This window comes from Brevundimonas sp. 01N35, from assembly GCF_056399785.1.
Genome location: NZ_JBFTRZ010000002.1, coordinates 283201 through 309615 on the forward strand (window position 1 = coordinate 283201; position 26415 = coordinate 309615).

Annotated in this window: 25 protein-coding genes and 2 tRNA genes; 15 read left to right on the forward strand and 12 right to left on the reverse strand. The window is 66.4% G+C overall.

The window, feature by feature from the left end; genetic code table 11:
* Positions 1-20: 20 nt before the first annotated feature.
* A complete protein-coding gene (locus AC1DJ5_RS03000) occupies positions 21-1679 on the forward strand; it encodes an amino acid permease (protein WP_477019636.1) in 1659 nt (552 codons plus the stop codon).
* 157 nt (positions 1680-1836) lie between these two features.
* Positions 1837-1921 (forward strand) — tRNA-Leu (locus tag AC1DJ5_RS03005).
* Positions 1922-1926: 5 nt separating this feature from the next.
* On the opposite strand, the gene AC1DJ5_RS03010 is transcribed toward AC1DJ5_RS03005, so the two are convergent.
* A complete protein-coding gene (locus AC1DJ5_RS03010; protein WP_477019637.1) occupies positions 1927-2751 on the reverse strand; it encodes an NAD(P)H-hydrate dehydratase in 825 nt (274 codons plus the stop codon).
* 119 nt (positions 2752-2870) lie between these two features.
* On the opposite strand from AC1DJ5_RS03010, the gene AC1DJ5_RS03015 reads away from it, so the two are divergent.
* The 4 genes from AC1DJ5_RS03015 to AC1DJ5_RS03030 all read left to right on the forward strand — a co-directional run bounded on the left by AC1DJ5_RS03015 (position 2871) and on the right by AC1DJ5_RS03030 (position 5525).
* Positions 2871-3209, forward strand: a complete 339-nt coding sequence (locus AC1DJ5_RS03015) for a P-II family nitrogen regulator (RefSeq protein WP_184268136.1) — start codon at positions 2871-2873, stop codon at positions 3207-3209.
* A 74-nt stretch (positions 3210-3283) separates the two neighbouring features.
* Positions 3284-4693 (forward strand): type I glutamate--ammonia ligase, encoded by a 1410-nt coding sequence (glnA, locus tag AC1DJ5_RS03020; protein WP_441453244.1) that lies wholly within the window; start codon positions 3284-3286, stop codon positions 4691-4693.
* 133 nt (positions 4694-4826) lie between these two features.
* A complete protein-coding gene (locus AC1DJ5_RS03025; RefSeq protein WP_441453242.1) occupies positions 4827-5072 on the forward strand; it encodes a hypothetical protein in 246 nt (81 codons plus the stop codon).
* A gap of 51 nt (positions 5073-5123) precedes the next feature.
* Complete coding sequence (locus AC1DJ5_RS03030) at positions 5124-5525, forward strand: hypothetical protein (protein ID WP_477019638.1); 402 nt, start codon at positions 5124-5126, stop codon at positions 5523-5525.
* A gap of 9 nt (positions 5526-5534) precedes the next feature.
* On the opposite strand, the gene tatC is transcribed toward AC1DJ5_RS03030, so the two are convergent.
* The 3 genes from tatC to AC1DJ5_RS03045 are packed head-to-tail and all read right to left on the reverse strand — an operon-like array spanning position 5535 to position 7200.
* Positions 5535-6416: a twin-arginine translocase subunit TatC gene (gene tatC / locus AC1DJ5_RS03035; RefSeq protein WP_477019639.1), complete on the reverse strand. Its 882-nt coding sequence runs from the start codon at positions 6414-6416 to the stop codon at positions 5535-5537.
* Positions 6413-6955 (reverse strand): Sec-independent protein translocase protein TatB, encoded by a 543-nt coding sequence (tatB, locus tag AC1DJ5_RS03040; RefSeq protein WP_477019640.1) that lies wholly within the window; start codon positions 6953-6955, stop codon positions 6413-6415. Before tatB ends, tatC begins: the two co-directional genes overlap by 4 nt.
* A 26-nt stretch (positions 6956-6981) precedes the next feature.
* Entirely contained in the window at positions 6982-7200 is a 219-nt protein-coding gene (locus AC1DJ5_RS03045) for a twin-arginine translocase TatA/TatE family subunit (RefSeq protein WP_441453235.1), read from the reverse strand.
* Between the two features lie 110 nt (positions 7201-7310).
* Here AC1DJ5_RS03045 and rnhA point away from each other — a divergent pair, with 110 nt between their 5' ends.
* Entirely contained in the window at positions 7311-7763 is a 453-nt protein-coding gene (gene rnhA / locus AC1DJ5_RS03050) for a ribonuclease HI (protein WP_441453233.1), read from the forward strand.
* Between the two features lie 2 nt (positions 7764-7765).
* Here the strand turns inward: rnhA and AC1DJ5_RS03055 are convergent, their stop codons facing one another.
* From AC1DJ5_RS03055 to AC1DJ5_RS03065, 3 genes are read right to left on the reverse strand one after another with little or no spacing between them, the layout of a single operon-like run.
* On the reverse strand, positions 7766-8224 hold the full coding sequence (locus AC1DJ5_RS03055) for an NfeD family protein (RefSeq protein WP_441453231.1): 459 nt from the start codon (positions 8222-8224) through the stop codon (positions 7766-7768).
* 3 nt (positions 8225-8227) lie between these two features.
* On the reverse strand, positions 8228-9265 hold the full coding sequence (locus tag AC1DJ5_RS03060) for an SPFH domain-containing protein (protein WP_477019641.1): 1038 nt from the start codon (positions 9263-9265) through the stop codon (positions 8228-8230).
* Positions 9266-9290: 25 nt separating this feature from the next.
* A complete protein-coding gene (locus tag AC1DJ5_RS03065) occupies positions 9291-9755 on the reverse strand; it encodes an NUDIX hydrolase (RefSeq protein ID WP_477019642.1) in 465 nt (154 codons plus the stop codon).
* Between the two features lie 77 nt (positions 9756-9832).
* Between AC1DJ5_RS03065 and AC1DJ5_RS03070 the strand changes: the two genes are divergently transcribed.
* The 3 genes from AC1DJ5_RS03070 to AC1DJ5_RS03080 all read left to right on the forward strand — a co-directional run bounded on the left by AC1DJ5_RS03070 (position 9833) and on the right by AC1DJ5_RS03080 (position 12964).
* On the forward strand, positions 9833-11236 hold the full coding sequence (locus tag AC1DJ5_RS03070; RefSeq protein ID WP_477019643.1) for an FAD-binding oxidoreductase: 1404 nt from the start codon (positions 9833-9835) through the stop codon (positions 11234-11236).
* Positions 11237-11328: 92 nt separating this feature from the next.
* Positions 11329-12102 carry a peroxide stress protein YaaA gene (gene yaaA, locus AC1DJ5_RS03075; RefSeq protein WP_477019644.1) on the forward strand — a complete coding sequence of 258 codons (774 nt, stop codon included), beginning with the start codon at positions 11329-11331 and terminating at the stop codon, positions 12100-12102.
* A gap of 64 nt (positions 12103-12166) precedes the next feature.
* Complete coding sequence (locus AC1DJ5_RS03080; protein ID WP_477019645.1) at positions 12167-12964, forward strand: 3-hydroxybutyrate dehydrogenase; 798 nt, start codon at positions 12167-12169, stop codon at positions 12962-12964.
* A 513-nt stretch (positions 12965-13477) separates the two neighbouring features.
* On the opposite strand, the gene AC1DJ5_RS03085 is transcribed toward AC1DJ5_RS03080, so the two are convergent.
* Entirely contained in the window at positions 13478-14398 is a 921-nt protein-coding gene (locus AC1DJ5_RS03085; RefSeq protein WP_477019646.1) for an L-threonylcarbamoyladenylate synthase, read from the reverse strand.
* Positions 14395-14946: a cytochrome b gene (locus tag AC1DJ5_RS03090; RefSeq protein WP_477019647.1), complete on the reverse strand. Its 552-nt coding sequence runs from the start codon at positions 14944-14946 to the stop codon at positions 14395-14397. Before AC1DJ5_RS03090 ends, AC1DJ5_RS03085 begins: the two co-directional genes overlap by 4 nt.
* A 121-nt stretch (positions 14947-15067) precedes the next feature.
* Between AC1DJ5_RS03090 and AC1DJ5_RS03095 the strand changes: the two genes are divergently transcribed.
* Complete coding sequence (locus tag AC1DJ5_RS03095; RefSeq protein WP_477019648.1) at positions 15068-16852, forward strand: acyl-CoA dehydrogenase; 1785 nt, start codon at positions 15068-15070, stop codon at positions 16850-16852.
* Between the two features lie 88 nt (positions 16853-16940).
* On the opposite strand, the gene AC1DJ5_RS03100 is transcribed toward AC1DJ5_RS03095, so the two are convergent.
* Entirely contained in the window at positions 16941-17741 is an 801-nt protein-coding gene (locus tag AC1DJ5_RS03100) for a trypsin-like serine peptidase (RefSeq protein ID WP_477019649.1), read from the reverse strand.
* Positions 17742-17807: 66 nt separating this feature from the next.
* Between AC1DJ5_RS03100 and AC1DJ5_RS03105 the strand changes: the two genes are divergently transcribed.
* The 3 genes from AC1DJ5_RS03105 (at position 17808) to AC1DJ5_RS03115 (ending at position 20745) form a co-directional block, all read left to right on the forward strand.
* Positions 17808-20030: a S9 family peptidase gene (locus AC1DJ5_RS03105; RefSeq protein ID WP_477019650.1), complete on the forward strand. Its 2223-nt coding sequence runs from the start codon at positions 17808-17810 to the stop codon at positions 20028-20030.
* Entirely contained in the window at positions 20027-20569 is a 543-nt protein-coding gene (locus tag AC1DJ5_RS03110) for a GNAT family N-acetyltransferase (RefSeq protein WP_441453212.1), read from the forward strand. Before AC1DJ5_RS03105 ends, AC1DJ5_RS03110 begins: the two co-directional genes overlap by 4 nt.
* Before the next feature lie 99 nt (positions 20570-20668).
* Positions 20669-20745: transfer RNA gene (locus AC1DJ5_RS03115), tRNA-Asp, on the forward strand.
* 114 nt (positions 20746-20859) lie between these two features.
* Here AC1DJ5_RS03115 and AC1DJ5_RS03120 read toward each other — a convergent pair.
* Positions 20860-22110 carry a glycosyltransferase gene (locus tag AC1DJ5_RS03120; RefSeq protein WP_441453211.1) on the reverse strand — a complete coding sequence of 417 codons (1251 nt, stop codon included), beginning with the start codon at positions 22108-22110 and terminating at the stop codon, positions 20860-20862.
* 303 nt (positions 22111-22413) lie between these two features.
* On the opposite strand from AC1DJ5_RS03120, the gene AC1DJ5_RS03125 reads away from it, so the two are divergent.
* A complete protein-coding gene (locus AC1DJ5_RS03125) occupies positions 22414-25701 on the forward strand; it encodes an autotransporter outer membrane beta-barrel domain-containing protein (protein ID WP_477019651.1) in 3288 nt (1095 codons plus the stop codon).
* Positions 25702-26038: 337 nt separating this feature from the next.
* On the opposite strand, the gene AC1DJ5_RS03130 is transcribed toward AC1DJ5_RS03125, so the two are convergent.
* On the reverse strand, positions 26039-26389 hold the full coding sequence (locus tag AC1DJ5_RS03130; RefSeq protein ID WP_441453208.1) for a RusA family crossover junction endodeoxyribonuclease: 351 nt from the start codon (positions 26387-26389) through the stop codon (positions 26039-26041).
* Between the last annotated feature and the right edge of the window lie 26 nt (positions 26390-26415).

Here is a 26415-nt window from a genome sequence, read left to right on the forward strand (position 1 = left end):
TCAATGGGGGGCGCGACTTCATGTCCGCAGACGGCGTAAAGCCAGCCGGCAACCGGCTATTTCTCAAAAAATCGATCGGCCAGATTCAGAAGGAAGCCGCCAAGAGCGAGCTGAAGCGGACTCTCGGCCCGCTCAACCTGATGAGCCTGGGCATCGGGGCCATCATCGGCGCCGGTATCTTCGTCCTGACGGGTCAGGTGGCCTCGGCTAACGCCGGCCCGGCCATCATGCTGTCCTTCGTGGTTGCGGGCGTCGCCTGCGGTCTCGCCGGCCTCTGCTACGCTGAGCTGGCCTCGACCATGCCGGTGTCCGGCTCGGCCTACACCTACGCCTATGGCACGCTGGGCGAAGTCTTCGCCTGGATCATGGGCTGGCTGCTGGTGCTGGAATACGGCGTCGCCGCCTCGACCGTCGCGGTCGGTTGGTCCGGCTATGTCGTCTCGATCCTCAGCGACTTCGGGATAAGTCAGCAGATATTCCCAACCATACAGTATATGGGCGGCGAAGGTCCCCAGTGGGCGACCCCGCTGGTCCAGGCCGTGCAGGGCGCCGCCGGCGCCAGCTTCCCGATGACGGGCACCTTCAACCTGGTCGCCGCCATCGGCATCGCCTCGGTCTGCGGCCTGCTGGTGCTGGGCGTGTCGGAATCGGCGAACATCAACAACGCCATCGTGGTCATCAAGATCATCGTGCTGCTGACGTTCATCGCCGTGGGCATCCAGTATATCAACCCGGCCAACTGGCACCCCTTCATTCCAGAACCGACCGGCCAGCCGGGTCAGTTCGGCGTGGGCGGCATCTTCCGCGGCGCGGCCATCATCTTCTTCGCCTACGTCGGCTTCGAAGCCGTCTCGACCGCCGCCGCCGAAGCCAAGAACCCGTCCAAGGACGTGCCGATCGGCATCCTGGGCGCCCTATTTGTCTGCACCCTGATCTACATGGCCGTCGCGGCCGTCATGACCGGCGTGGTTCCCTATCTAAAACTGGCTTCGCCGGCTCCGATCGCCGTCGCCATTGACGCGATGAAGCTGGAATGGGCCAACGTGCCCCTGGCCGTCGCGCCTAGCGGCCAACTGAACCTGATCGCCTTCCTGATCAAGATCGGCGCCGTCACCGGCCTGTCCTCGGTCATGCTGGTGCTGTGCTACGGCCAGACGCGCATCTTCTACACGATGGCGCGCGACGGCCTGCTGCCCAAGGCCTTCGCCGTAGTGCACCCGAAATTCCGCACCCCGTGGATCGGCACCATCGTTCTGGGCATCCTGATCGCCATCGCGGCGGCCTTCCTGCCCATCTCGATCCTGGGTGACCTGGTGTCGCTGGGGACCGCGACGGCCTTCGCCATCGTCTGCCTCAGCGTCATCTACCTGCGCGTCAAACACCCTGAACTGCCGCGGCCCTTCAAGGTGCCCGGCGGGGTGATCACCGCCGGTCTGGGCATCGTGGCCTGCCTCTTCCTGGCCAGCCAGAACCTGATCCCGATGTTCCAGCATGCGGCGACTGACAACCCGCTGCCGCTGATGCTGCTGGGCGGTTACGCCCTGATCGGCGCCATCATCTACGCCGCCTACGGCTTCTGGAACTCCAAGCTGGCCAAGGGCATCGACATCACCGAGGACATGACGCTGGAAACGGCCGTCGAAGCTCTCGGCCACGGCGTCGACAACAAGAAGGACTGATCTCCGGATCAGCCTTCAACGGTCTCAAGCAGCGCAAGCGCGATAGGCCACAAGAAATGAAAAGGCCCCGGAGCGATCCGGGGCCTTTTTTGATGCGGCCCAGGTTATCCCGGTTGCCCAATCCCGCCCCCTCGCCTACAGGCTGCGGCCTACCTATGCGGATGTGGCGGAACTGGTAGACGCACCAGATTTAGGTTCTGGCGCCGAGAGGCGTGGAGGTTCGAGTCCTCTCATCCGCACCATGGGTTCAGCCGCGATACAGGTCGGCCAGCACCCCCGGGATCAGTCCTGGCAGATCCTCGGCGATCAATCCCGGCCCGAACCGCCCCGCCGCATCAGCGTGCATCCAGACCGCCGCGCATGCCGCGTCGAAACTGTCCATATGCTGGGCCAGCAGGCCGCCGATCATGCCCGCCAGGACGTCGCCGCTGCCCGCCGTCGCCAACCAGGGCGAGCCGTTGGCGTTGACGACGCAGCGCCCGTCCGGTGCGGCGACGACGGTGGCGCTGCCCTTCAACACCACGACCGCGCCCGCGCGCTTGGCGGCCTCGACCGCCGCCGTCTCGCGCCCCTTGGCCAGCAGGCTCGGGAACAGCCGCTCGAACTCGCCCTCATGCGGCGTCAGCACGTCCCTGCGATCCAGACAGGCGAACAGGTCGCTGGGCCGGTCGCGGAACAGGGTCAGGGCGTCGGCGTCGATCACCAGGGCCGCCCCGCTCCGCGCCAAGGCCGCCACATTGGCCGCCGTCGCCTCCGTGAGGCCCGCTGCGGGACCGATCACCACGGCGTCCATCAGTTGGGCCAGCGCCGCCAACTGCTCGCCCGTAGAGAAGCTGGCCAGCATGACCGCCTCCAACGTCGGCGCCAGCACAGGCGCGGCGTCAGGCGGACAGAAGACCTTCACCAGCCCCGCGCCGATCCTCAGCCCCGCCCGCGCCGCCAACCGTGCCGCGCCGGTCGACAGGGCGCCGCCGGACACCACGCCTAGACGCCCTCGCTTGTGCTTGTACGCCTCGGCGTCGGGCCAGGGCAGCAGGCTCTGCCATGTCATGGGGTCGTTGATCGGGTTCATGATCGAATTCCGTTCACGGATGGCCTCTAAGCACGAAAATTGCTTGCCTTATTGTGCGATGCAATGTCCCTTTACACCCCGAGCGTCGGACCAACCAAGGAGCCGCCTCGGGACTCGCCATGAAGAAGATTGAAGCCGTCATCAAGCCGTTCAAGCTGGATGAAGTGAAGGATGCGCTCCAGGACATCGGGGTGCAGGGGATGACCGTGCTGGAGGCCAAGGGATATGGCCGTCAGAAGGGCCATTCCGAGCTTTACCGCGGCGCCGAGTACGTCATCGACTTCCTGCCCAAGATCAAGATCGAGGTCGTCGTCGCCGACGACCTGGCTCCGGCCGTGATCGACGCCATCCAGACCGCAGCCCGCACCGGCAAGATCGGCGACGGCAAGATCTTCGTCTCCACCCTTGAAGACGTGATCCGTATCCGCACGGGCGAGACCGGCGCCCAGGCTATCTGACCACGCTACGGCCGTCCCTCGGGGCGGCCGCTTTTCGTTCCTCCTCTCCTCCCCGAACCAACAGGACTTCGAGCATGAGCGCCGCCCAAAAGATCCTTCAAGAGATCAAGGACAAGGACGTCCAGTACGTCGACGTCCGCTTCACCGACACCCGTGGTCGGCTGCAGCACGTCACCTTCGACATCGATCTGGTCGACGAAGAGTTTTTGGAAGAAGGCACCATGTTCGACGGTTCGTCGATCGCCGGCTGGAAGGCGATCAACGAAAGCGACATGCTGCTGAAGCCGGACCTGACGCGCGCCTATATCGACCCCTTCTACCAGCAGACCACGCTGTTCCTGTTCTGCGACGTTGTCAGCCCCGACACGGGCGAGCCCTACAACCGCGACAGCCGCTCGATGGCCAAGAAGGCCCTGGCCTATGTCCAGTCCTCGGGCGTGGGCGACGTGGTCTATTTCGGCCCGGAAGCCGAGTTCTTCATCTTCGACGACGTGCGCTGGAACACTGCCCCGCACAACACCGGCTACAGCTTCGATTCGATCGAACTGCCGTCCAACACCGGCGCTGAATACGCCGAGGGCAACCTGGGCCACCGTCCGGGCCACAAGGGCGGCTATTTCCCGGTCAACCCGGTCGACTCCGCCCAGGACCTGCGCGGCGAGATGCTGGGCGTGATGAAGGATCTGGGCATGGAGCCCGAGAAGCATCACCACGAGGTCGCCCCGGCGCAGCACGAACTGGGCCTGAAGTTCAGCGACCTGCTGACCATGGCCGACCGCCTGCAGCTCTACAAATACGTGATCCACAACGTGGCCGCGGCCTACGGCAAGTCGGCGACCTTCATGGCCAAGCCCATGTTCGCCGACAACGGCTCGGGCATGCACGTCCACATGTCGATCTGGAAGGACGGCAAGCCCCAGTTCGCCGGCGACAAGTACGCCGGCCTGTCGCAGGAATGCCTGTGGTACATCGGCGGCGTCATCAAGCACGCCAAGGCCATCAACGCCTTCGCCAACTCCACCACCAACTCCTACAAGCGTCTGGTGCCCGGCTATGAAGCCCCGGTGAAACTGGCCTATTCGGCCAGCAACCGTTCGGCCTCGATCCGCATCCCGCACGTCTCCTCGCCCAAGGCCAAGCGTCTGGAAGCCCGCTTCCCCGACCCGATGGGCAACCCCTATCTGACCTTCGTGGCCCTGCTGATGGCGGGTCTGGACGGCATCGAGAACCGCATCGATCCGGGCGCGCCCGCCGACAAGAACCTCTACGACCTGCCGCCGGAAGAGCGCGGCTCGATCCCCGAGGTGGCCGGCAGCCTGAAGGAAGCCCTGGACGCCCTCGACGCCGACCGCGCCTTCCTCAAGAAGGGCGGCGTCATGGATGACGACTTCATCGACAGCTACATCACGCTGAAAATGGAAGAGGTCGCCCGTCTGCAACTGCACCCGCACCCGGTCGAGTTCGACATGTACTACAGCTGCTGATCCCCGGATCAGTCCGACGATCAAGGCGCCGGGCGGCAACGTCCGGCGCTTTTTTCATGGCGCGAGGGGCCGGACGACAACCCGGGAACATCCGTCCCCCTACGCGGTTGCCTCCTCAAAGGAGAGCGTCGCCATGCCACACAAACACGCCGACACTGATCGCTGGGGCGGTCCCGGGGCCAGTCAGGAAAATCGGAACAAACCCAAGCCTGACCCCAAGGTGAAGGACGCCGACGCACCGGATCACTTGTCGCCGCGCAGTCAGGTGTCGGGCGGCGGCGGCGAGAACGACATCCACAAGGGCCATTCAGCCAAGGCCAAGCACGGAAAGCACTCCACCTCGCAGGAAAAGAAGCACGAGCGGGACGGTCGGCACTAAACACCGCCGCCGCTTGTCGCAGGTCTCGTTTGCGGTGATGATCGCCCGGTCATGAGGGGGCTGGCGATGAGGCGATCGGCGACAATCCTGCTGGTTCTCGCCGCGACGGCGATATCCTCGAGTGCATTAAGCCAAACCGATGTCGGCTCGAACCACCACGGCGGACTTCACTGGTCTGTAGCGGCGCCGCCTAATGTGTCCTGGTCGCTGTCCTGCGGCTTCAGCCCTGTCACGCTGCACATGAGCCAATACGACCGCAAGCACTGGGCGAACCGCCTGGCTCTCTCAGGACGCGGGGCGCAGCGCGGACGTCTACCGGGGGACAATGGCAGTTGCACCCTCACCAAGACAGGCGGCGAAGGCCCCGTCGGCATTGCCATTGTGAAGAACGGCCGGACCACGGCCGCGGGCACGAACCATCCGACCGAGCCTGCTCAGATCAACGTCTTCTAGAAGACGTCCTTAGGCCGCCTCGGCTGCATCGGCCTTCTTGCGGCGCAGTTCGATGATGCGGACGCACCAGATCGAGACCTCATAGAGCAGCACCATCGGCACCGCGAGCATCAGCTGGCTGATGGGGTCAGGCGGTGTGACGACGGCGGCGACCACGACCACGGCGACGATGGCGTAGCGTCGCCCCTTGGCCATGACCTTGGAGCTGATCAGGTTGGCCAGTCCCAGCAGGGTCATGACGACCGGCAACTGGAAGCACAGGCCAAAGGCCAGGATCAGCGCCGTCACCAGGTTCAGATAGTCCGACACCTTGGGCAGCAGTTCAGCCGAGACGCCCTGACCGATGATCTGCTGGCTCAGCGAGAACCACATGACGAAGGGCAGCATGACGAAATAGACCAGAGCCGCGCCCAGCAGGAACAGCAGCGGCGCCGCGATCAGGAACGGCAGGAAGGCGCCCTTCTCGTTGCGATAAAGGCCCGGCGCGACAAAGCGGTACAACTGCCAGGCCAGCACCGGGAAAGCGACGATCACCGCACCCAGGCCGGCCAGTTTCATCTTGGTGAACAGGATTTCCAGCGGCGCCGTGTAGATCAGCTTGACGGTCTGGTGATCCACGTCGGGCACCGGGATCAGGCGCGCCGTGCCCAGGATCAGATCGAAGGGCGAAACATGCCCGTGCGCCCCCACCGTCTGGTGGAAGGCGGCCGACACCACGTAGGGCTGGACCAGGAACAGGTAGAGTTTTTCGGAGAAGGCGAAACAGCCGATGAAGGCGACGATGAAGGCGATGACGCAGATCAGCAGCCGCCCGCGCAGCTCGATCAGGTGATCCATCAGGGGCGCGCGTGACGCCTCGATCTCGGCCTCGTCGCGGTCGAGCGAACTCATTGGTCGACCTTCTTCTTGCGCACCGCTTTAGGCTTGGCGACCGCAGGCGCGGTCGAGGCGGCCTTGGTCTTGGCTGCCGTGGTGGTCGGCGCGCGGGCGGCCTTGGGCTTCGGCGGGGCCTTGGCTTTAGGCTTGGGAGAAACAATGGCCTCTGCGGCGAGCTCAACGCCCGTCGTCGTATCATCCGGCCATTCATCCACGCCGGTGGCGATAGGCGCAGCCAAAGCCGGGGCGTCCAGCGGCGCCTCCAGATCCTTGCGGATGTCCTTGAAGGCCGCTTCGGCGTCGGCGCCGAGCGGATACATGCCCTGCCCCGTCCGCAGCGCCTCGACCTCCTTGCGAAGGTCGTCCAGTTCGGACTGGCGCGCCATTTCGTCGAAGCTGGCGCGGAATTCGTTGGCCATGCCGCGCGCCTTGGCGACGAACTGACCGACCTTGCGCATCAGCACCGGCAAATCCTTCGGCCCCACGACAAGCAGGGCCACCAGACCGATGACAAGGATTTCGAACCCGCCGACCCCAGGGCCAAGACCACCCATGATTCAGCGTCTTTCCGCGAGAGCGATCAGCGGTTCAGGTCTTCTTTTTCGGCCTCGGTACGCGGCAGCGAGCTGACGCCTTCCTTCGGCCCCTTGGAATCGGTGTCGTCTTTCAGACCGTCCTTGAAGGCGCGAATGCCCTTGGCCGCGTCGCCCATGATGCCGGACAGCTTGCCGCGTCCGCCGAACAGCAGGGCGACGACGACGATGACGATGGCCCAGTGCCAGATGCTCATCGAGCCCATGGCGTTACCTCCTCAAAGGGACCAGCAAAGCGGTCCCGTCCGACTGATTGTTGTGCGTCATATAGGCTGACTGATGGCGGCGCGCCAAGGGACGCTGTAGGCATCCCGCCATGAGTCTCGTCGATCACGTCATCATTCACACCGACGGCGCCTGCAAGGGCAATCCGGGCCCTGGCGGCTGGGGCGCTATCCTGCAGACCGGCGGCGGTCACGAAAAGGAAATCTGGGGCGGCGAGCCCAACACGACCAACAACCGCATGGAGCTGATGGCCGCCATCGCGGCGCTGGAGGTCCTGAAGCGCCCCTGCCGCGTCGATCTGCATACCGACAGCAAATACGTCATGCAGGGCATCACCGAGTGGATCAGGGGCTGGAAGGCGCGCGGCTGGAAAACCGCCGACAAGAAGCCGGTCAAGAACGACGACCTGTGGCGCCGCCTGGACGAGGCCCGCAGCCGCCACGACGTCAAATGGCATTGGGTCAAGGGCCACGCCGGCCACGTCCTGAACGAACGGGCCGACGGACTGGCGAATCGCGGCGTCGACGACATGCGACGCCGCTAACCTCAGAGCGAACGCACCCGCAGGCGCGGGCCGGCGACGGATTCGACCACCACGCTCTCGCCCGCCAGCGGCGCCGCGCCCTCGATCTCGGCCGGCCATTCGGCGCCCGAGACGAAGACCCGGCCGCGACCGTCCACAAAGGCCTCGACCACCCGCGCCCGCTCGCCGACCAGACGCAGGTCGCGGTCGTTGATGTCGGGCTCGTCGGTCGGATTGACCCGTTTGATCAGGGTCCGCGACGCCAGGGTGGCGACGACCGTCAGAGTGGCGAAGATTCCGCCCTCGACCGGCAGTCCCATATTGGGCGCGATCGCTGTGATCAGGGCGACGACGCCCGCCGCGACCGCCGGCCAAAGAAGCCATTCGGTCGACGCAGCGGCCTCGATGCCCAGCAGGACCACGCCGATCACCAGCCAGAGCCAGAAGGGTTGCGCGGCGTAGAGGTTCAGAATGAACTCCATGACCTACTCCGTGGTCGGCACGGCGCCGCCGGGGCGGCGAGGCGTGACAGCGCGGGCGGGCGGCGCCGAGGCAGGCGAAGGCGCGGCGGCGGGACGGGGCTCGCGGCGAACGTCCGTGCGGCTCTGCTGCTGCTCCTTGGCCAGACCGACCAGTTCGCCCAGACCGGCGATGGTGCCGACCAGGCCGCTCATTTCGGCGGGGACGATGACCGTCTTCGCCGTCGGGTTGCGGGCCAGTTCGGCGAAGGCCTCGACGTATTTCTGAGCCACGAAATAGTTGATGGCGTTGACGTCGCCGCGGGCGATGGCTTCGGACACCATGGCCGTCGCCTTGGCCTCGGCCTCGGCTTCGCGCTCACGCGCCTCGGCGTCGCGGAAGGCGGCTTCGCGGCGGCCCTCGGCCTGCAGGATGGCCGACTGCTTGGCGCCCTCGGCGCGGGCGATGGCGGCCTGTTTCTCGCCCTCGGCTTCGGTGATGACGGCGCGTTTTTCGCGCTCGGCCTTCATCTGACGCGCCATGGCGTTGGTGATGTCGGCAGGCGGGGTCAGGTCCTTGATCTCGATCCGGTTGACCTTGACGCCCCACGGCTCGGTCGCCGCGTCGATGACGGTCAGCAGACGCGAGTTGATGCTGTCGCGCTGGAACAGCACCTCGTCCAGCTCCATCGAGCCGACCACGGTGCGCAGGTTGGTCATGCACAGCTGGGTGATGGCGTAGGGCAGGTTTTCGACCCGGTAAGCGGCGGCCGAGGCCTCCATCACCTGGATGAAGACGATGGCGTCGACCTTCACCATGGCGTTGTCCTTGGTGATGACCTCCTGCTGGGGCACGTCCAGGACCTGCTCCATCATGTTCATGCGCCGGCCGACCCTTTCGACGAAGGGGGTCAGGATGCTGATGCCCGGCTTCAGGGTCTTGGTGTACTTGCCGAACCGTTCCACCGTGAATTCACGGCCTTGCGGCACGATCTTGACGACGCTGAACAGGAAGATGAGCGCGAAGGCCGCGAACACCACAAAGAAAAGAATCGAGAAATCCATAGGCCCCTCCGGTTGAGAGCCAAGCTTATCGGTCGCCCCGCCCCGACGCCACCGAATCCGGTTCAGCGGGAATGACAAGCGCGTCAGCGCGACAATCCGCCATCGCCCGGGCCTGTCGAATGATCCGCCGCGTCTCGGACCAGTCGACCCGGCGCAGCGCCTCATCGAACGTCACGAAGGCCGCCTCAGCCGCATCATCGCCCGCCACCGGCTCGCCGCCGGTCCAGAGCGCGGCGTAGTCGATCAGGACGTAGTGACGCCCCGCCTCGGGAAACAGGCCGTCGACTACGTCGATCAGGCCGATCAGCTCCGCCTCCACGCCCGTCTCCTCGCGCAGTTCGCGAAGCGCCGCCTCCGCCAGCCGCTCGCCCGGCTCGATGTGCCCGCCGGGCAGGCTCCATTCGCCCTGACGCGGCGGCGTGCCGCGCCGGATCAGCAGGACTTCGTCGCCTTTCAGGCAGACCACGCCGACGGCCGGGACCGGAATCATGTTTTCTCCGCGAATTGACCGCCTGGAGGCAGGGTTTTGCGCTTCCACCACGCCACGCCTTTTGCCACAAGGCGGATATGACCCTCCCCACGCCCGCCGCCATCGAAGAGCTGAAATCCGCCCTGCCCGGCGCCTGGACCACGGACGCCAATGAAATGGCGCCCTGGCTGACCGAATGGCGCGGCCGCTGGACGGGCGAGACGCCGATTCTGCTGCAGCCGCGCACGACCGAGGAGGTGGCCAAGGCCATCGAGATTTGCGCCCGCCACGGCGTGGCTGTCGTGACCCAGGGGGGCGGCACCGGCCTGGTCGGCGGCCAGATCCCGTTCGGCGAAGTGCTGTTATCGACGCGCAAGCTGCGCACCGTGCGCGACGTGACGCCGCTGGACGACGCCATGACGCTGGAGGCCGGCGTAACCCTGCTGGAGGCCCAGCAACTGGCCAAAGAGAAGGACCGCTTCTTTCCCCTCAGCCTCGCCGCCGAGGGCTCGGCCACCATCGGCGGGGTGATCTCGACCAACGCCGGCGGCACCGCCGTCCTGCGCTACGGCATGATGCGCGATCTGGTGCTGGGCATTGAGGCCGTCATGCCGGACGGACAGGTGTTCAACGGCCTGAAGCGCCTGCGCAAGGACAACACCGGCTATGACCTGAAGCAGTTGTTCATCGGCGCCGAGGGCACACTGGGCGTCGTCACGGCGGCGACGCTGAAGCTCTTCCCGATCATGCGCAGCCGCGCCACGGCCATTGTCGGGCTGGACAGCCACCACGCCGCCGTCGCCCTGCTGGCCCGCGCCAAGGCCGAGACCGGCGGCGGGGTCGAGGCCTTCGAGCTGATGAAGCGCCTGGGCATGGCCCTGGTGCTCAAGAACATTCCCGACACGCGCGAGCCGCTGGAAACCACCCCGCCCTGGTACGTCCTGATCGAGCTGACCTCGGGCGAGCCCGGCGCCGCCGATTCGGCCATGGAGCGGCTGCTGACCAACGCCTTCGAGGAAGGCCTGATCGTCGACGCCGCCATCGCCCAGAACGACGCCCAGAAGGCCGCCTTCTGGCGTCTGCGCGAGGAACACTCGGCGGGCCTCAAGCCCGAGGGCGGCGGCTGGAAGCACGATGTCTCCGTGCCGGTGTCGCAAATCGCCGACTTCATCGACGAGGCCACGGCGGCGGTCGAGAAATTCCATCCCGGCTGCCGCGTCTCGGTCTTCGGCCACGTCGGCGACGGCAACCTTCACTATGACGTGATCCCCGGCGTCGGCGAAGACGTGCCCGCCTTCATCGCCCGCTGGATGGAAGGGTCCGAGATCGTCCACGACATCGTCGCCCGCTACAACGGCTCCATCTCGGCCGAACACGGCCTGGGGCGGCTGAAAACGGACGAAGCCCGCCGCTACAAGTCGCCGCTAGAGATCGCGACCATGCAAGCGGTCCGGCACGCCATTGATCCCCAGCGGATCATGAACCCGGCGGTTCTCTTCTAGGCGTCACGACCGCATGTGACGCCGCAGGCGGTTCAAATCGTCATGGAAGGGGCCTATGAGGCCCGCTTCCCGATGTTTCGGAGCCTGTCGCCTTGCTGATCGTCCTGTCCCCGGCCAAACGGCTGGACTTCACGCCCCCTGCTCTCGACGTGCCCTCGACCCCGCGTCGCTGCGCCGACGAGACCGCCGAACTGGCCAAGGTGACGCGCAAGCTGAGCCGCGCCGACCTGCGCCGCCTGATGTCGATCTCGGACGCCCTGGCCGACCTCAACTACGAACGCTTCCAGGCCTTCGACAACGAGACGACCGAAGGCGCGCTGCAGGCCGTCTTCGCCTTCGCCGGCGACGTCTATGACGGGCTGGACGCGCGCTCGCTGGCGCCCGCCGATCTGAACTGGGCCCAGGATCACCTGCGTATCCTGTCGGGATTCTATGGCCTGCTGCGTCCGCTGGACGCCATCCAGCCCTATCGGCTGGAGATGGGCACGCGGCTGAAGACGCCGCGCGGCGCCAACCTCTATGACTTCTGGGGCGAACGCATCTCGCAGCGGCTGAACGCCGACGCCGAGCCGCTGCCCGACCGCACCCTGGTGAACCTGGCCAGCCAGGAATATTTCGGCGCTGTCGACGCCAGGGCGCTGAAGCTCCCGGTGATCACGCCCCACTTCAAGGAGCGCAAGGACGGCGAAGCCCGCATCATCTCCTTCTTCGCCAAGAAGGCGCGCGGCGCCATGGCCCGCTACGCCATCGAGAACCGCATCGAAAAGGCCGCCGATCTGAAGGCCTTCGACCGCGACGGCTATCGCTTCGACAAGGCGCTTTCGACCGAGGCGGACTGGATATTCATCAGAGAAGGAAATTCCTGATCGCCAGAACGAACGACTGCGGTTAGGCTGTGTAGCAGCATACTAATCCACGGGTTTTCACCGCATGTTCGCCATGAACGATCTCAAGGGCCAGGTCGCCGTCGTCTCCGGCTCGACCTCCGGCATCGGCCTGGCGCTGGCGCGCGCCGTCGCTCAATGCGGCGGCGACGTGGTGCTGAACGGCCTGGGCGATCCCGCTGTCATCGAACAGACCCGCGCCGATCTGGCGGCCGAGACCGGCGTGCGCGTCCTCTATCACCCTGCCGACATGACCCAGCCGGATCAGATCGCCGACATGGTCGCCACCGCGCACCGCGAGCTGGGCCGTCTCGACATCCTGGTCAACAACGCCGGCATCCAGCACGTCGAGGCCGTCGAGAATTTCCCCGCCGACCAGTGGGAGAAGATCATCGCGATCAACCTGTCCTCGACCTTCTACGCCACCAAGGCGGCGATCCCCATCATGAAGGCGCAGGGCCGCGGCCGCATCGTCAACATCGCCTCGGCCCACGGCCTGGTCGCCAGTCCGTTCAAGTCGGCCTATGTCGCCGCCAAGCACGGCGTGATCGGCTTCACCAAGACGGTGGCGCTGGAACTGGCGCAGGACAACATCACCTGCAACGCCATCTGTCCCGGCTTTGTCGAGACCCCCATCGTCGCCAAACAGATCGAGGATCAGGCTCGCACGCGCGGCATGACGCCAGAGGACGTAATGAAGAACGTCATCCTCGGCTCGCAGCCGACCAAGCGGTTCGTCACGACCGACGAACTGGCGGGGATCTTCCTCTATCTGGTGTCGGACCTGGGCGCCTCGGCCAACGGCTCGCACTTCTCGGTCGACGGCGGCTGGACCGCGCAATAGGCCGCTGACACCCCCCAGAATTAAAGCCCTCCCCCTCGATGGGGGAGGGTTGGGTGGGGGTGGAGGCAGGCCGTATCCGATAGGTCTTCGGAGGCGCGGACTGGCCTCATCCGCTTCATCGGCAATGTTACGCTCGACACCCCCATCCCCGCCCCTTCCCCCATCGAGGGGGAAGGGAGACTGTTGAAGGTTGTTCTCCGCTGCCTCGCGCCCCGGAATGACGGCAAAAGAGACAGGAATCGCTGTCCAACCATCGCAACCTGGCGCGCCAATCCCTTGCAAAACAAGGGATCGCCAGACCGTCGCGCCCATTCGCTCGCCTGAGCTGCGGGGTGGCCCAGACTGCAGACCTTCAGACGGTCTTTAAAATCCCCGCTCGCCGCCGTCCGTGTCAGGACTCCGGCTCTCGCCCAGGCTCCAGCGTCGTCATCCGCCCAATAACGAGCGACGCGAGCCACCCTCCGCCGATTGCACGAATTGCACTGTTTTTTTCGTCGCACCGTACAAGTGCAATCAGCCCACGAAGCCCGCCGCGCGCCGAAGCCGGTCGTTGATCGCCTCGCCCAGCCCCTTGGCGGGGATGGGCGACACGGCGATGCCAGCGGGCTTGGTGCGGTCCGCCTCGCGCAACAGACGAAACAGATTGGCGGCCGCCTCACGCAGATCGCCGGTCGGGCTCAGGCTCCAGCGCGGTTCGCCTATGCCGGGACCGAAGCCCAGCAGGATTTCGCCCTCGTTCGCCGCCTCGGCTTCGATCCGCACCGGGGCGTCGGGGGCGTAGTGCAGCGCCAATCGGCCGGGCGAGCGATGCCCCTGCCCGCTCTCGGCCAGCGGCCCGACCACGGCCTCGATCTCTTCGCGCGTCACCGAGCCGGGGCGCAGCAGCGCCACCCGTCCCTCCAGCACGGACACGACCGTGCTCTCGACGCCCACCGCGCAAGGTCCGCCGTCGACGGCGGCGCCGACGGCATGGCCGGTTTCCTCCAGCGCGTCTTCAAAGGTCGTCGGACTAGGCCGTCCCGAACGGTTGGCCGAAGGCGCGACCACGGCCCCGCCGAAAGCCGCGATCACGGCTCGCGCCCGGGGATGTCCCGGCACGCGCACGGCGACGCTGTCCAGACCGGCGCGCGCCAGATCGCAGACTCGCTCGCGGTCCCGCACCGGGGCCACGATGGTCAGGGGACCCGGCCAGAAGGCCTCGGCCAGCGCCCGTGCGCGCTCGTCGAACACGGCGATCGTCTCGGCGTCCAGGGCGTTGGCGACGTGCGCAATCAAGGGGTTGAAGCGTGGTCTTCCCTTAGCCTCGAAGATGCGCGCCACCGCCTGCGGGTTCGAAGCGTCGGCCGCCAGCCCATAGACGGTCTCGGTCGGCAGGATGACCAGCCGGCCGGTCTTCAGCGCTTCGGCGGCGATTTCCGGAGTGTCGCCGCTCATGGCCGACGCGGGATCGTCGGGATCATGCGGTGCAGGACATTGTCGCGGTTGATGAACTGGTGCTTCAACGCGCCCGCAACGTGCAGGAAGATCAGCAGCAACAGCAGCGCCGCAGTCGCCTCATGAACATCCATGAAACGACCCGCGGCTTCGCGCCCGCCGCCGATCGGCAGCAGGGGCCATTGGAACAGGCCGAACCAACTGATGGCCCGCCCGCCCGCCGACGAGGCCAGCCATCCGCTCAGCGGCATGACCAGCAAGACCACGTAGAACAGGATTTGCGTCGTCCGCGCCAACAGCCGCTCCCATTTCGGCATCTCGACCGGCAGGGCGATCAGCGGGTTGGCCAGCCGCCAGCCGATACGCACCAGGGTCAGCACCAGAATGGTCAGGCCGACCGCCTTGTGGTCCTGTATCAACTCGCGGGACAACGGCCCTTCGGTCGCGTCATGGCCTATGATCAGCGCCACCTGGACGACCACGGCCAGGGCGATCACCCAATGCAGGATCAGCGAGACGGTCGAATATCGATTGCGGGGTTCGGCCAAGGTCTTTCCTTCCGCGACGGCACTGGGCCACAGAGTGGCGGAATCTCGACCAAAGTCCAAGCGCCCTTGCATCACCAGCCGCTCGGGCGTCAGAAGCGTTTTGAAGATTCTGGAGACCGCCATGAGCTACCGCGCCCCCGTCCGTGACCTCGCCTTCGCCCTGGAAGCCGTCGCCGGCATCGATCAGGTCGCCGCCACCGGCGCGTTTCCCGACTACGACGCCGACGTCATGGGCGCGGTGCTGGAGGCCGCGGGTCAGTTCTCGGAACAGGTCCTGGCCCCGCTGAATCGCCCCGGCGACCTGGCGGGCGCCAAGTACGCTGACGGCGCCGTCACCGCCGCCCCCGGCTTCGTCGAGGCCTACAAGCAGTTCGCCGAAGGCGGCTGGACCAGCCTGACCGCCTCGGTCGAGGCCGGCGGCCAGGCCCTGCCCAAGGCGCTGGAACTGGCGGCCTATGAGACCGTCCACGCCGCCAATATGGCCTTCGGCCTCTGCCCCATGCTGTCGCTGGCCTCCATTGAGGCGCTGGAGCAGGTCGGCACTGAGCACCAGAAGACCACCTATCTGACCAAGCTGGTCTCGGGCGAATGGACCGGCGCCATGGTGCTGACCGAGCCGCACGCCGGTTCGGACCTGGGCGCCCTGACCACCACGGCCACGCCGAACGGCGACGGCACCTATGCCCTGAACGGCCAGAAGATCTTCATCACCTGGGGCGACCACGACGCCGCGGACAACATCATCCACCTGGTGCTGGCCCGCCTGCCTGACGCCCCTGCGGGCCCCAAGGGCATCAGCCTGTTCCTGACGCCCAAGTTCGCGGTCAACCCCGACGGGTCGCTGGGCGAACGGAACGCCTTCCATCCGGTCGGGCTCGAACACAAGCTGGGCATCCACGCCTCGCCCACCTGCGTCATGTCCTATGAAGGCGCCCGCGCCGAACTGGTCGGCCGTCCGAACGAGGGCCTGGCCCATATGTTCGTGATGATGAACGCCGCGCGTCTGGCCGTCGGCGTCGAGGGCGTCGGCATCGCCGAGCGCGCCTATCAGCACGCCCTGACCTATGCGCTGGAACGCCGTCAGGGCCGCAGCGTCTGGACCGGCGAGAAGAACGCCCCGATCTTCGACCACCCCGACGTGCGCCGCACTCTGGGCGTCATGAAGGCCAAGATCGCCGCCGCCCGCGCCATCTGCCTGTCCACCGGCGTGGCCGCCGACCTGGCCAAGCACGCCGCCACCGAGGCCGAGCGCAAGCTGTGGAAGGGCCGCGAGGACCTGTTCACCCCCATCGCCAAGGCCTGGTCCACCGATGTCGGCTGCGAGGTCGCCTCCCTGGGCATTCAGGTCCACGGCGGCATGGGCTTCATCGAGGAAACCGGCGCGGCCCAATACTATCGCGACGCCCGCATCACCCCGATCTACGAAGGCACCAACGGCATCCAGGCCATGGACCTGGTCGGCCGCAAGCTGTCGATGGACGGCGGCGAGTCGGCCCATGCCCTGATCGCGGACATGAAGAAGACCCTGGTCCAGATCGACCTTCTCTATACGGGCAAGCCGGTCGAGCGTTTCGCCACCGCCATCGAGGCCGTGGAAGACGCCACCCTTTGGCTGCTGGACCGCAAGGCCGCCGCTGACGGCGCCGCCGACGCTCTGGCCGGCGCCGACGCCTATCTGAAGCTGATGGGCGACGTGGTCGGCGGCTGGATGCTGGCCAAGGGCGCTCTGGCCGCCAAGGCGCGCCTGGACGCCGGCGCCGGCGATCCCGTCTGGCTGCAAGGCAAGCTGGACCTCTACGAATTCTACGCCGCCAACGTGCTTGGCCACGCCTCCAGCCGTCTGGCCGCGGTGGGCCAGGGCGGGGAACTGCTGCAAGGCCTGAGCGTCGAAGCCCTCGCGGGTTAAGGACAACCGTCACCCCGGAAGGCGCGCAGCGCCTATCCGGGGCCGCAGGAAGCGGCGACGTCTGCAGCGGTCCCGGCTCTTCGCTTCGCTACGGCCGGGATGACGCGGAAGGGCGATCCAGCAGTTCGATCGCCTCGCGCACATACTGGCCGTGAGCCACCACGCCCAGCTCCAGCCCCTCGCCGCCGCCCTGGACCTCCTGCACCAGCACCCCGGCGATATAGGGATGGTCCGGCGTCGGTGCCCCGGGCAGGCGGTCGACGGCGGGGGTCCAGAAGACCGGCCCGCCCGAGTTGCCTTGCGACACGGCGAAATCCAGCAGGAAGATCGGGAAGTGCCGGATCGGCGTCAGCGGCCAGGAGCTGATCCGGCCCAGCCGCAGGATCGGGAACCCCGCCTTGTTCGCCGACAGGCCATGCGGATAGCCCAGCGCCATCAGTTCGTCGCCCGGCCCCACCCGCCATTGGTCGAAGGTCGTCTCGTCCGCCAGCCAGCCCAGAGGGATGGCGGCCCGGGTAAAGGCGTCCGGCGCCTTGATCTCCATCACCGCCACGTCGCGCTCGGGGTGCTGGGTCCACAGCGGTGCCCCGGCGGCGTCCCGGATGGTCAGACGACCCGGCGTGAACTTCCACGCGCCGTCGGCCTCGGCGGTGCGCCAGCCGATGCGAGCATCCGCCCCCGGCATGACGTTCAGCACATGGACCGCCGTGACCAGCACGACACGCGGCGCGCCGTCCGGCTTTGGCGCTGAAATCAGGAAACCGGTGCCAACCTTGCGCTGGCTGTCGTTCAACGGCTGGTCGATCTGCACCGTGGCGTTGATCATACCCACGGTCAGATCCCATTCGACGGGGGCGACGACGGCGGGCGGGGTGTCCTGAATGAGCATCAGGACATTTGACGCCGCTGGCCGGCAGGCACAAGGTCCGCCCGAAACACAGGGGAGCCTCACGCCATGAATCGCCGCGAACTGATCGCCTCGACCGCCGCCGTCGGTCTGGCCGCCGCCTCCCCCGCCCTAGCCCGTTCGACTACCGGAGCCTCGATGTCCCTGCCTGTCCCGCCCGTCGCCAAGAAGATCCTCGTCCGCATCGAACAGTTGGGCCGCGTCCGCACCGACGACTATCAGTGGATGAAGGACGACAACTGGCAGGCCGTGCTGCGCGATCCGTCGCTGATCAAGGCCGACGTCAAGGAACACCTGACCGCCGAAAACGCCTATCGCGAAGCCATGATGGCCTCGACCCTGCCGCTGCAGGCCGCGATGTTCGAAGAGATGAAGGGCCGCATCAAGGAGGATGATTCCTCTGTGCCCCAGGCCGACGGCGCCTGGGAATATTTCACAGAGTACCGCACCGGCGAGCAGCACCCGCGCTATATGCGGGTCGAGCGCCAGGGGACCTGGATGGTCGACGGCCAGCCCGTGACCAAGAACTTCATCAAGGCCCCGACGCCTCAGCTCCTGCTGGACTGCAACAAGCTGGCCGAGGGCAAGGCCTATTCGGAGGTCTCGGCTGTCGAGCACAGCCCCGACCACGCCCTGTTCGCCTATGCCGAGGACGCGCAGGGCTCCGAGGTCTTCAAGATCTACGTCAAGGATCTGGCGACCGGCGAGGTCCTGCCCCACACCATCGAATCGGCGACCGAGAACTTCACCTTCTCGCCGGACAGCCAGTGGATTTTCTGGACCAACCGCGACGACAACGGCCGCCCGGACAAGATCTTCCGTCGTCCCGCGCGCGGCGGCGAGACAACCCTGGTCTATGAAGAAACCGACGACGGCATGTTCCAGAGCGTCCACCGGACCTCGGACGACGCCTTCATCGTCATCGGCATCGGCAATCAGGAGACCTCGGAAGGCCGTATCATTCCCGGCGCGAACCCGACCGCGACGCCCGTCGTGGCCGAACCGCGCCACGTCGGCCGCCTGTATGAGCTGGACCACTGGGGCGATCGCTGGGTGATACGCACCAACGCCGACGAGGCCATCGACTTCAAGGTGGTCGAGGCTCCGACCGACGCCCCGGCCAAGGCCGCCTGGAAAGATCTGGTCCCCCACACGCCCGGCCGTTTCATCGAGGGCGTGGCCCTTGTGAAGGACTATCTGGGCCGTCAGGAGCGCGCCGACGCCAATACGAAGATCGTCATCCGCGACCGTTCGGGCGCCGAGCATGAGATCGCCGTGGACGAGCCCGCCTACGCCCTGTCGCTGGGCGGTGCGTCGGAGTTCGACACCACGGTCATGCGCTATGGCTACAACTCGCCGTCGACGCCGACCTCGACCTATGACTACGATCTGAAATCGCGCGAACGCACCCTGCGCAAGGTTCAGGAGGTCCCTTCGGGCCACAACCCCGCCGACTATGTGGTCGAGCGGCTCAACGCCCCGGCGTCCGACGGCCAGCTGGTGCCGGTGACCGTGCTGCGCAAAAAGTCCACCCCCCTCGACGGCTCGGCGCCCCTGCTGCTCTACGGCTACGGCTCCTACGGCATCCCGATGGGGGCCAGCTTCTCGACCAACCGACTGTCGCTGGTGGATCGCGGTTTCATCTACGCCATCGCCCATATCCGCGGCGGCTCGGACAAGGGCTGGGGCTGGTTCCTGGACGCCCGGCGGATGACCAAGAAGAACACCTTCACCGATTTCATCGCCGCCGCCGAACATCTGATCGGCCAGAACTACGCCACGGCCGGCAAGATCGTCGCCCAGGGCGGATCGGCTGGCGGCCTGCTGATGGGCGCGGTCACCAATATGCGGCCCGACCTGTGGGCCGGCGTGATCGGCAGCGTGCCTTTTGTCGACGTCATCAACACCATGAGCGACACCTCCCTGCCGCTGACGCCGCCGGAATGGCCTGAGTGGGGCAATCCCATCGAGGACGCCGCCGCCTACGACTACATGTACAGCTACAGCCCCTATGATCAGGTGGAGGCCAAGCCCTACCCGGCGGTGCTGGCGACGGGCGGCCTGTCCGATCCGCGCGTCACCTATTGGGAGCCTGAGAAGTGGGTCGCCAAGCTGCGGCCCGCGACCACCTCGGGCAATCCCGTGCTGCTGAAGATCAACATGACAGCGGGCCACTTCAGTTCGTCGGGCCGGTTCGACTATCTGAAGGACGTCGCCCACGACTACGCCTTCGCCGTCTGGGCAGTCGAAAAGGGCTGGCAAAAGGCGTGATCATCCGGCCGACCACGGACGCCGATCTGGAGGCCGTCACGGCCATCTACGCGGACAGCGTACTGAACGGCACGGGGACGTTCGAACTGGACGTCCCCTCGACGGACGAGATGCGGGTGCGCCTGGCCGCGCCCGCCGCGCTCGGCCTTCCCGTCCTCACCGCCGAGATCGACGGCGCAGTGGCGGGCTACGCCTATGCCGGCCCTTACCGCCTGCGCGCCGCCTATCGCTACATGGTCGAGGACTCGATCTATGTGGCCGAGGCGTTTCGCGGGCGCGGCGTCGGCAAGGCCCTGCTGGACGCCCTTCTGAGCGCCTGCGAAGCCTTGGGGATGCGTCAGATGGTGGCGGTGATCGGCGACAGCGCCAACGCCGGATCCATCGCCCTGCACGCCGCCGCCGGCTTCGAACACGTCGGCATATTCCACGCCGCCGGGTGGAAGTTCGACGCCTGGCGCGACGTGGTCTTCATGCAGAAGGCGCTTGGCTCCGGCGCGACCGCGGCGCCGGATGCTCCAGGCCTCGACTGCGGGCGCTAAAAGCTGAATTCGCAGCTTTTTTCAGCCTCTTCGCACATTGCGCTTGACCCCATCGTGAGTCGCCCTTAATCGGCGCTTCTCCTCCTCGCGGAGGGGAACGCGGGTGTAGCTCAGTTGGTTAGAGTGCCGGCCTGTCACGCCGGAGGTCGCGGGTTCGAGTCCCGTCACTCGCGCCATTCTCTTCAGCGAAGAGAATGGCGCGCCCCGCCCCCGACGGGCGCCGCCTCTCTTATCATTACATCGTCAGCACGATGCGCCGCCGCACATGACCGCGTGCGGATTCCGCGCGGCTAGTTCAGCGGCGCGACATCTTGCGGCATGACGAACTCGGAGCGACCGCTCAGTTCGCCGTAAAGCATCGACAGGTCCTCGAAGACCCGGTTCCAGGCGAATTGCTCGACCGTCTTGACCCGCGCCGCCTGACCCAGGGCCTCCACATCCCGCGCGAACAGCGCCTCGATCGCTTCGGCGTAGTCGGCGGGGTCGGCCGAGCGCGCCAACTGGCCCACGTTCAGGTCGACTGTTTCGGCCACCCCGCCTGCATCGACGCCCACGACCGGGCGACCGCAGGCCATGGCCTCCAGCACGATCAAGCCGAACGGCTCCTTGTCGTTGGCGTGCACGAAGGCGTCGCAGCTGGCGATGATCCGCGCCACGGCCCGGGGGTCCTTTTCATAGGGCAGCGAGATCACCCGATCCTCGGGCGGCATCCCGGCCCCGGCCCCGACCAGCACAAGATGATAGGGCGCGCCCAGGCGCTGCACCGCGTCGATCAGGACGTCGACATTCTTTTCCTTGGCCGGACGGCCCGCGAAGCACAGCAGGCGCGCCTCCGCGCCCAGGCCCAGCTTCTTCAGCAGCCAGTCGCGGTCCCGCCGATCGGGATGGAAGGTCTCGACCTCGACCCCGAGCGGCCGAATCACGATCCCGTCGACGCCCGCCTCCTCCAGCCGGCGCGCGATGAAGCGGCTGGGCGAAACAACGCGGTCGAACTGCGAAAACAGCTTGGCCCAGCGTTTCTCGACCGGCTTCTTGGCCCACTCGCCGAAATGCAGCGCCGCCAGACCCGCCGGATCCGAATGACAGAAGCCGACGACCGGACACCCCGCCCGCTGACCGGCCTCAAGCGCGCCCTGCCCCGGCGTATAAGGGTCGCCGGCCTCGATCACGGCCGGGTTCATCGACGCCACCCAGGCCCCCCAGCGCCGCACCGAACTGGGCCAGCGATAGCCATCGCCGAACGGCAGCTTTGCGGCGTGAAGCTGGACGATGCCGTCCGCCCCCGCCTTATGCTTGGCCCCCGGCACCACCAGAGTGTGAGCCACCGAAGGCCGATTCGCCTCAAGCCAGGCCTTTTTGGACAGGAGATAACGTTTCACCCCGCCCGAGCGGGGCGCGAACAGCATGGTCGTGTCCACCAATCGCGGACGCGGGTCGGCCGTCGAAGCCTTCAGCGTCCGCAGAGTCTCGGCGACTTCCTCGTCCAGCCCAGGAAACAGGCGAAGCTCGCTCTCCTGGACGTCGATATCGCTCATGCTCATTGCGGCGGCCTCTCCCGAGTTCAACGCCGTAAGGCGGCTGGCTCGACTTTGGATGCGACGCGCGCGTTTGGAACTCACCATGAATCGCCCGTAGCGCCGGAAACTGCTCCGCTCAAGCATCCATTTTCAGAACCCCCGTCCGTCGGCGCAGAATGGGGGCCTTCATCTCCCGTTCAGCTTCGTCGGCCTAACCCCGGCCTTGCATTCGCCTCAAATTCGAGAAACTTGGGGCATGGCGGCGGCGAGCCTGTTAAACGGGCGTTCGGCGTCCTTGCGCGTGTGTCCACGAGGGGTTTCTAACTAATGCGTATTCTGCTCGCGACCGCGGTGGCGATCGCCCCCCTGATGGCTGCCGCCGGGGCTCAGGCCGAGGTGGTGATCTCGACCGCTCGCACAACCCCGATCTCGACCTCCAACGCCACCGGTACGGCCCCGGACAGCATCCGCCTGGCCAATGGCGGTTCGGTCGCCGTGACCAGCGGCGCCGCCGTCACCATTGATTCCAACCACGGCGTGGACCTCGACAGCGGCTCCTCGATCACGATGGCCAAGGCCGCCGACGGCGCGACCGGCATCCTGGCCCAGGGCGGAACGACCGGCCCGATCACGATCGGTGGGACGATCTCGATCACCGACGACATCGAAGAATACAAGGATACAGACAAGGACGGCGACGCGGACGGTCCCTTCGCCTCCGGCACGGGCCGCTACGGCCTGCGGGTCACTGGACCTGCCGCCAAGACCGGCGACATCATGATCGAGTCGACGGGCACGATTCTGGTCGAGGGCAACAACTCGTACGGCATTTCGGTCGAAGCCCCCCTGGTCGGCAACCTGACCAGCTTCGGCAACGTCGACGTCACAGGCAATAATACGCGCGGCGTCAGCCTCAGCGGACCTGTGACGGGCAACGTCAATATCCTGGGTTCCGTAACGGCCCGAGGCGAGAACGCCGTCGGCGTAGCGGTGGACGGCGCTGTCAATGGCCGCGTCGCCATTCAGGGGACGATCACGTCAACGGGCTACCGCTACACGACCCGGCCGAACAACAAGCCCACCAGCGGCTCTGTGCCGTCCGAAACCCTCTTCCTCGAAAATCTCGACGCTGACGATCTGCTCCAGGGCGGGTCGGCCGTGCGCATCGCTGGCGACGTCTCCAAGGGCGTGCTGTTCGACGCCGCCCCCGCCTACAGCGCCGCAGGAATCGACGGCGATGACAACGGCAACGGCGTCAAGAACGGCGACGAGGACGATGACGGCGACGGCATCAAGAACCGCGATGATCCGGATCGTGACGGCGACGGTCTGCCCGACGCCAGCGAAACCACAGCCAAGATCACGACCTATGGGGCGGCGCCCGCAGTGCTCGTCGGCTCCACGGCCAACAGCGTGACGCTGGGCGTCGCGGGCACAGGAAACAACGCCTACGGCTTCGTCAATCGCGGCGAGATCTTCGGCATCGGCGTCTATGACGACGTCGCTCCGACCGCCGTTCAGTTCGGGGTCGCCGGCGGTCAGGCGGTGACGATCCAGGGCGGCGTACGGAACGAAGGCTCCATCGCGGTGCTCGCGAACAACGCTGACGCCACCGCCATCCGCTTCGCGGCGGGCGCCACCACGCCGACGGTGATCAATACCGGCGCCATCAGCGCCGCCTCGGCCTCCGATGGCGCAAATCAGGTCACGGCGATCCGTATCGAAGCCGGCGCGAACGTGTCGTCGATCAACAATGACGGAATGATCGCCGCAACGACGGGCGGCGGCGCCGCCAATACGACCGCGATCGCCGACCTCAGCGGCAGCCTGACCTCGATCACCAACACCCGCTCGATCCAGGCCAACGTCTCTCCCAATGACAAGGGCGACCCGATCACCGGCAAGGCGACCGCGATCGACGTCAGCGCCAATACATCCGGTGTCACCTTCACCCAGAAGGGCATCCCAGGAACCGCTACCGCAGGGGATCCCGACACCGACGGCGACGGGGTCACCGATTCTCGCGAGCCCTCGACGTACGGAGACATCCGTCTCGGGTCCGGCGCCGACTTCCTCGATATCCAGAACGGCCTGGTCCAGGGCGACATCTCGTTCGGCGCGGGCGCCGACCGACTGTCCATCTCGGGCGGCGCCGTGGTTCGCGGCGCGATCACCAACTCGGACGGCCAACTGGACATCGACATTTCCAAAGGCACGCTCGACGCCCGGCAGAGCGGCGTCACGGCGATCAGCAACCTGAATGTCGGCGCAGACGGCGATCTGATCGTGACGCTGGATCCGGGGAACGGCTCGAACAGCGGTTTCAAGGTAAGCGGAACCGCCAATATCGCCACCGGCGCTGGCTTGGGCGTGCGGTTCAACTCCCTTCTGCAAGCCCCCACTCGCTTCACGATCATTGACGCGAACACGCTCAATGTCGGCGCCATCGACGCCGGCGCGGTTCAGGCCAACTCGCCCTACGCCTTCGTCGTCAAGGCGGGAACCGACGCCGCCGCAGGTCAGGTCTATGTCGACGCCCGCCGCCGCTCGGCGGAAGAAGCCGGCATGATCAAGGTCGAGGCCGCGGCCTATGATTCGATCTACGGCGCGCTCGGCCAGAACGAGGCGATCCGCAACGCTGTCCTGAGCCAGACCGGCCGCGACGGCTTCTTCGACATCTATGAGCAGATGCTGCCCGACCACTCGGGCGGTCCCCTGCTCTCCCTGGCCAGCGGCGTCGACGCCGTGACCCGCGCCCTGACCGGCCGCAACGCCTCGGCCGCGCAGGGCGAAACCAGCGCCTGGGTTCAGGAAATCAACTTCTACGCCGACAAGGACAAGACCGAATCCTACGGCTTCCGCTCCGAGGGCTTCGGCGTGGCGGGCGGCGTCGAACGCGGCACCGGCATGGGCGCGGTCGGCATTTCCGCCGCCTTCACCTCTTCCGATCTGCAAGACCCCGAGGCCGCGGCCGAGGAAGTTCTATCCGCCAATCTGCTGGAACTGGGTCTCTACTGGCGCGCCCAGGGCCAGTACTGGACGACCTGGGCTCGCGCAGCGGGAGGCTATGCCTCGTTCAACGCGACCCGGAAACTGGTCGCCGACGGCCTGAACCTGAAGAATGAATCCGACTGGCATGGCTTCACCCTGGCCGCCGCCGGCGGTGCCTCTTACGAGCGCACCTTCGGTCGGGTGAACGTCCGTCCTGAAATTTACGGCGAATATTTCTCGCTGAGCGAAGGCGCACGCACCGAAAAGGGCGGCGGCGACGGCTTCGACCTCAAGATCGAAGATCGCGACGGCCACATGTTCTCCGGCGTCGCGGCCGTGAACATCGGCTACGGCTTCGGCCAGAACGGCTGGATTCGCCCAGAGGTTCGCCTCGGCTGGCGCCAGAATTTCTCGGTCGACGCCGGCACGACCATCGCCCGCTTCGCCTCGGGCGGCGACGCCTTCACCCTGGATCCCGCCAGCATCGAAGGCGGCGGCCCCATCCTCGGCTTCCGCCTGAACGTGGGCAACGAACTGGGCATGCTGGCCATCACTGGCGATGCAGAACTTCTGGAAGACTACGTCCGCTACACCCTGCTGCTGCGGGCCAGCTTCAAATTCTGATCGGATAACCTCGAACAGCAAAAAGGCCGCCGGTTCGCCCGGCGGCCTTTTTTAGTGCTGGCAAAGGGCGACGGCTTACCCCCCGCGACGCAGCCACATCATGAAGAGGCGGAAGAACACGCCTCCCGAGGCGGCTCGCAGCCGGCGCGCGCGTCGGCCCTTGCCGCGATAGACCTCAAATCCCGCCCGGTTGACCATATGGCCTGTCACTTCCACGCGCTCCCCAAGCTTGATTCTGTTGCTTCAGTCTGACCGATAGAGCCTGGCAAGAAAACCGCGACGGCGCCGAGCGGCTCATAGCGACGATCCGGTCCGCTCAAAAGCGGACACGCCCGTCTCACTCTCTCGGCAACACCCGGATCGTGATCCGCTCGCGCTCGCCCTCGCGGCGCTCGACCAGCAGGCGGGCGACCTGGCTGTCGTCATGGAACAGATAGCCCTTGATGGAATCCAACAGGGCTTTGGCCAGGTTGTCGAGGTCCATCCACGGCGCGTCGCCGACGTGCTCCATCAGGATCTCGACCGTGTAGTCGCCCCAGGCAGGACGGGACGTCCATTCCTTGCGGAAGAACTCATAGGCCAGCGGCTTGTAGTATTTGGCCTGGGTGGTCAGGCCGTCGATGGTGATCTCGACCGTGTCGCCGACCTCGCGTCCGCGCACCTTGCCTGTGCCGATCCAGCCTTCCACGCGCGCCTTGCTCCCTTAGCCAATGG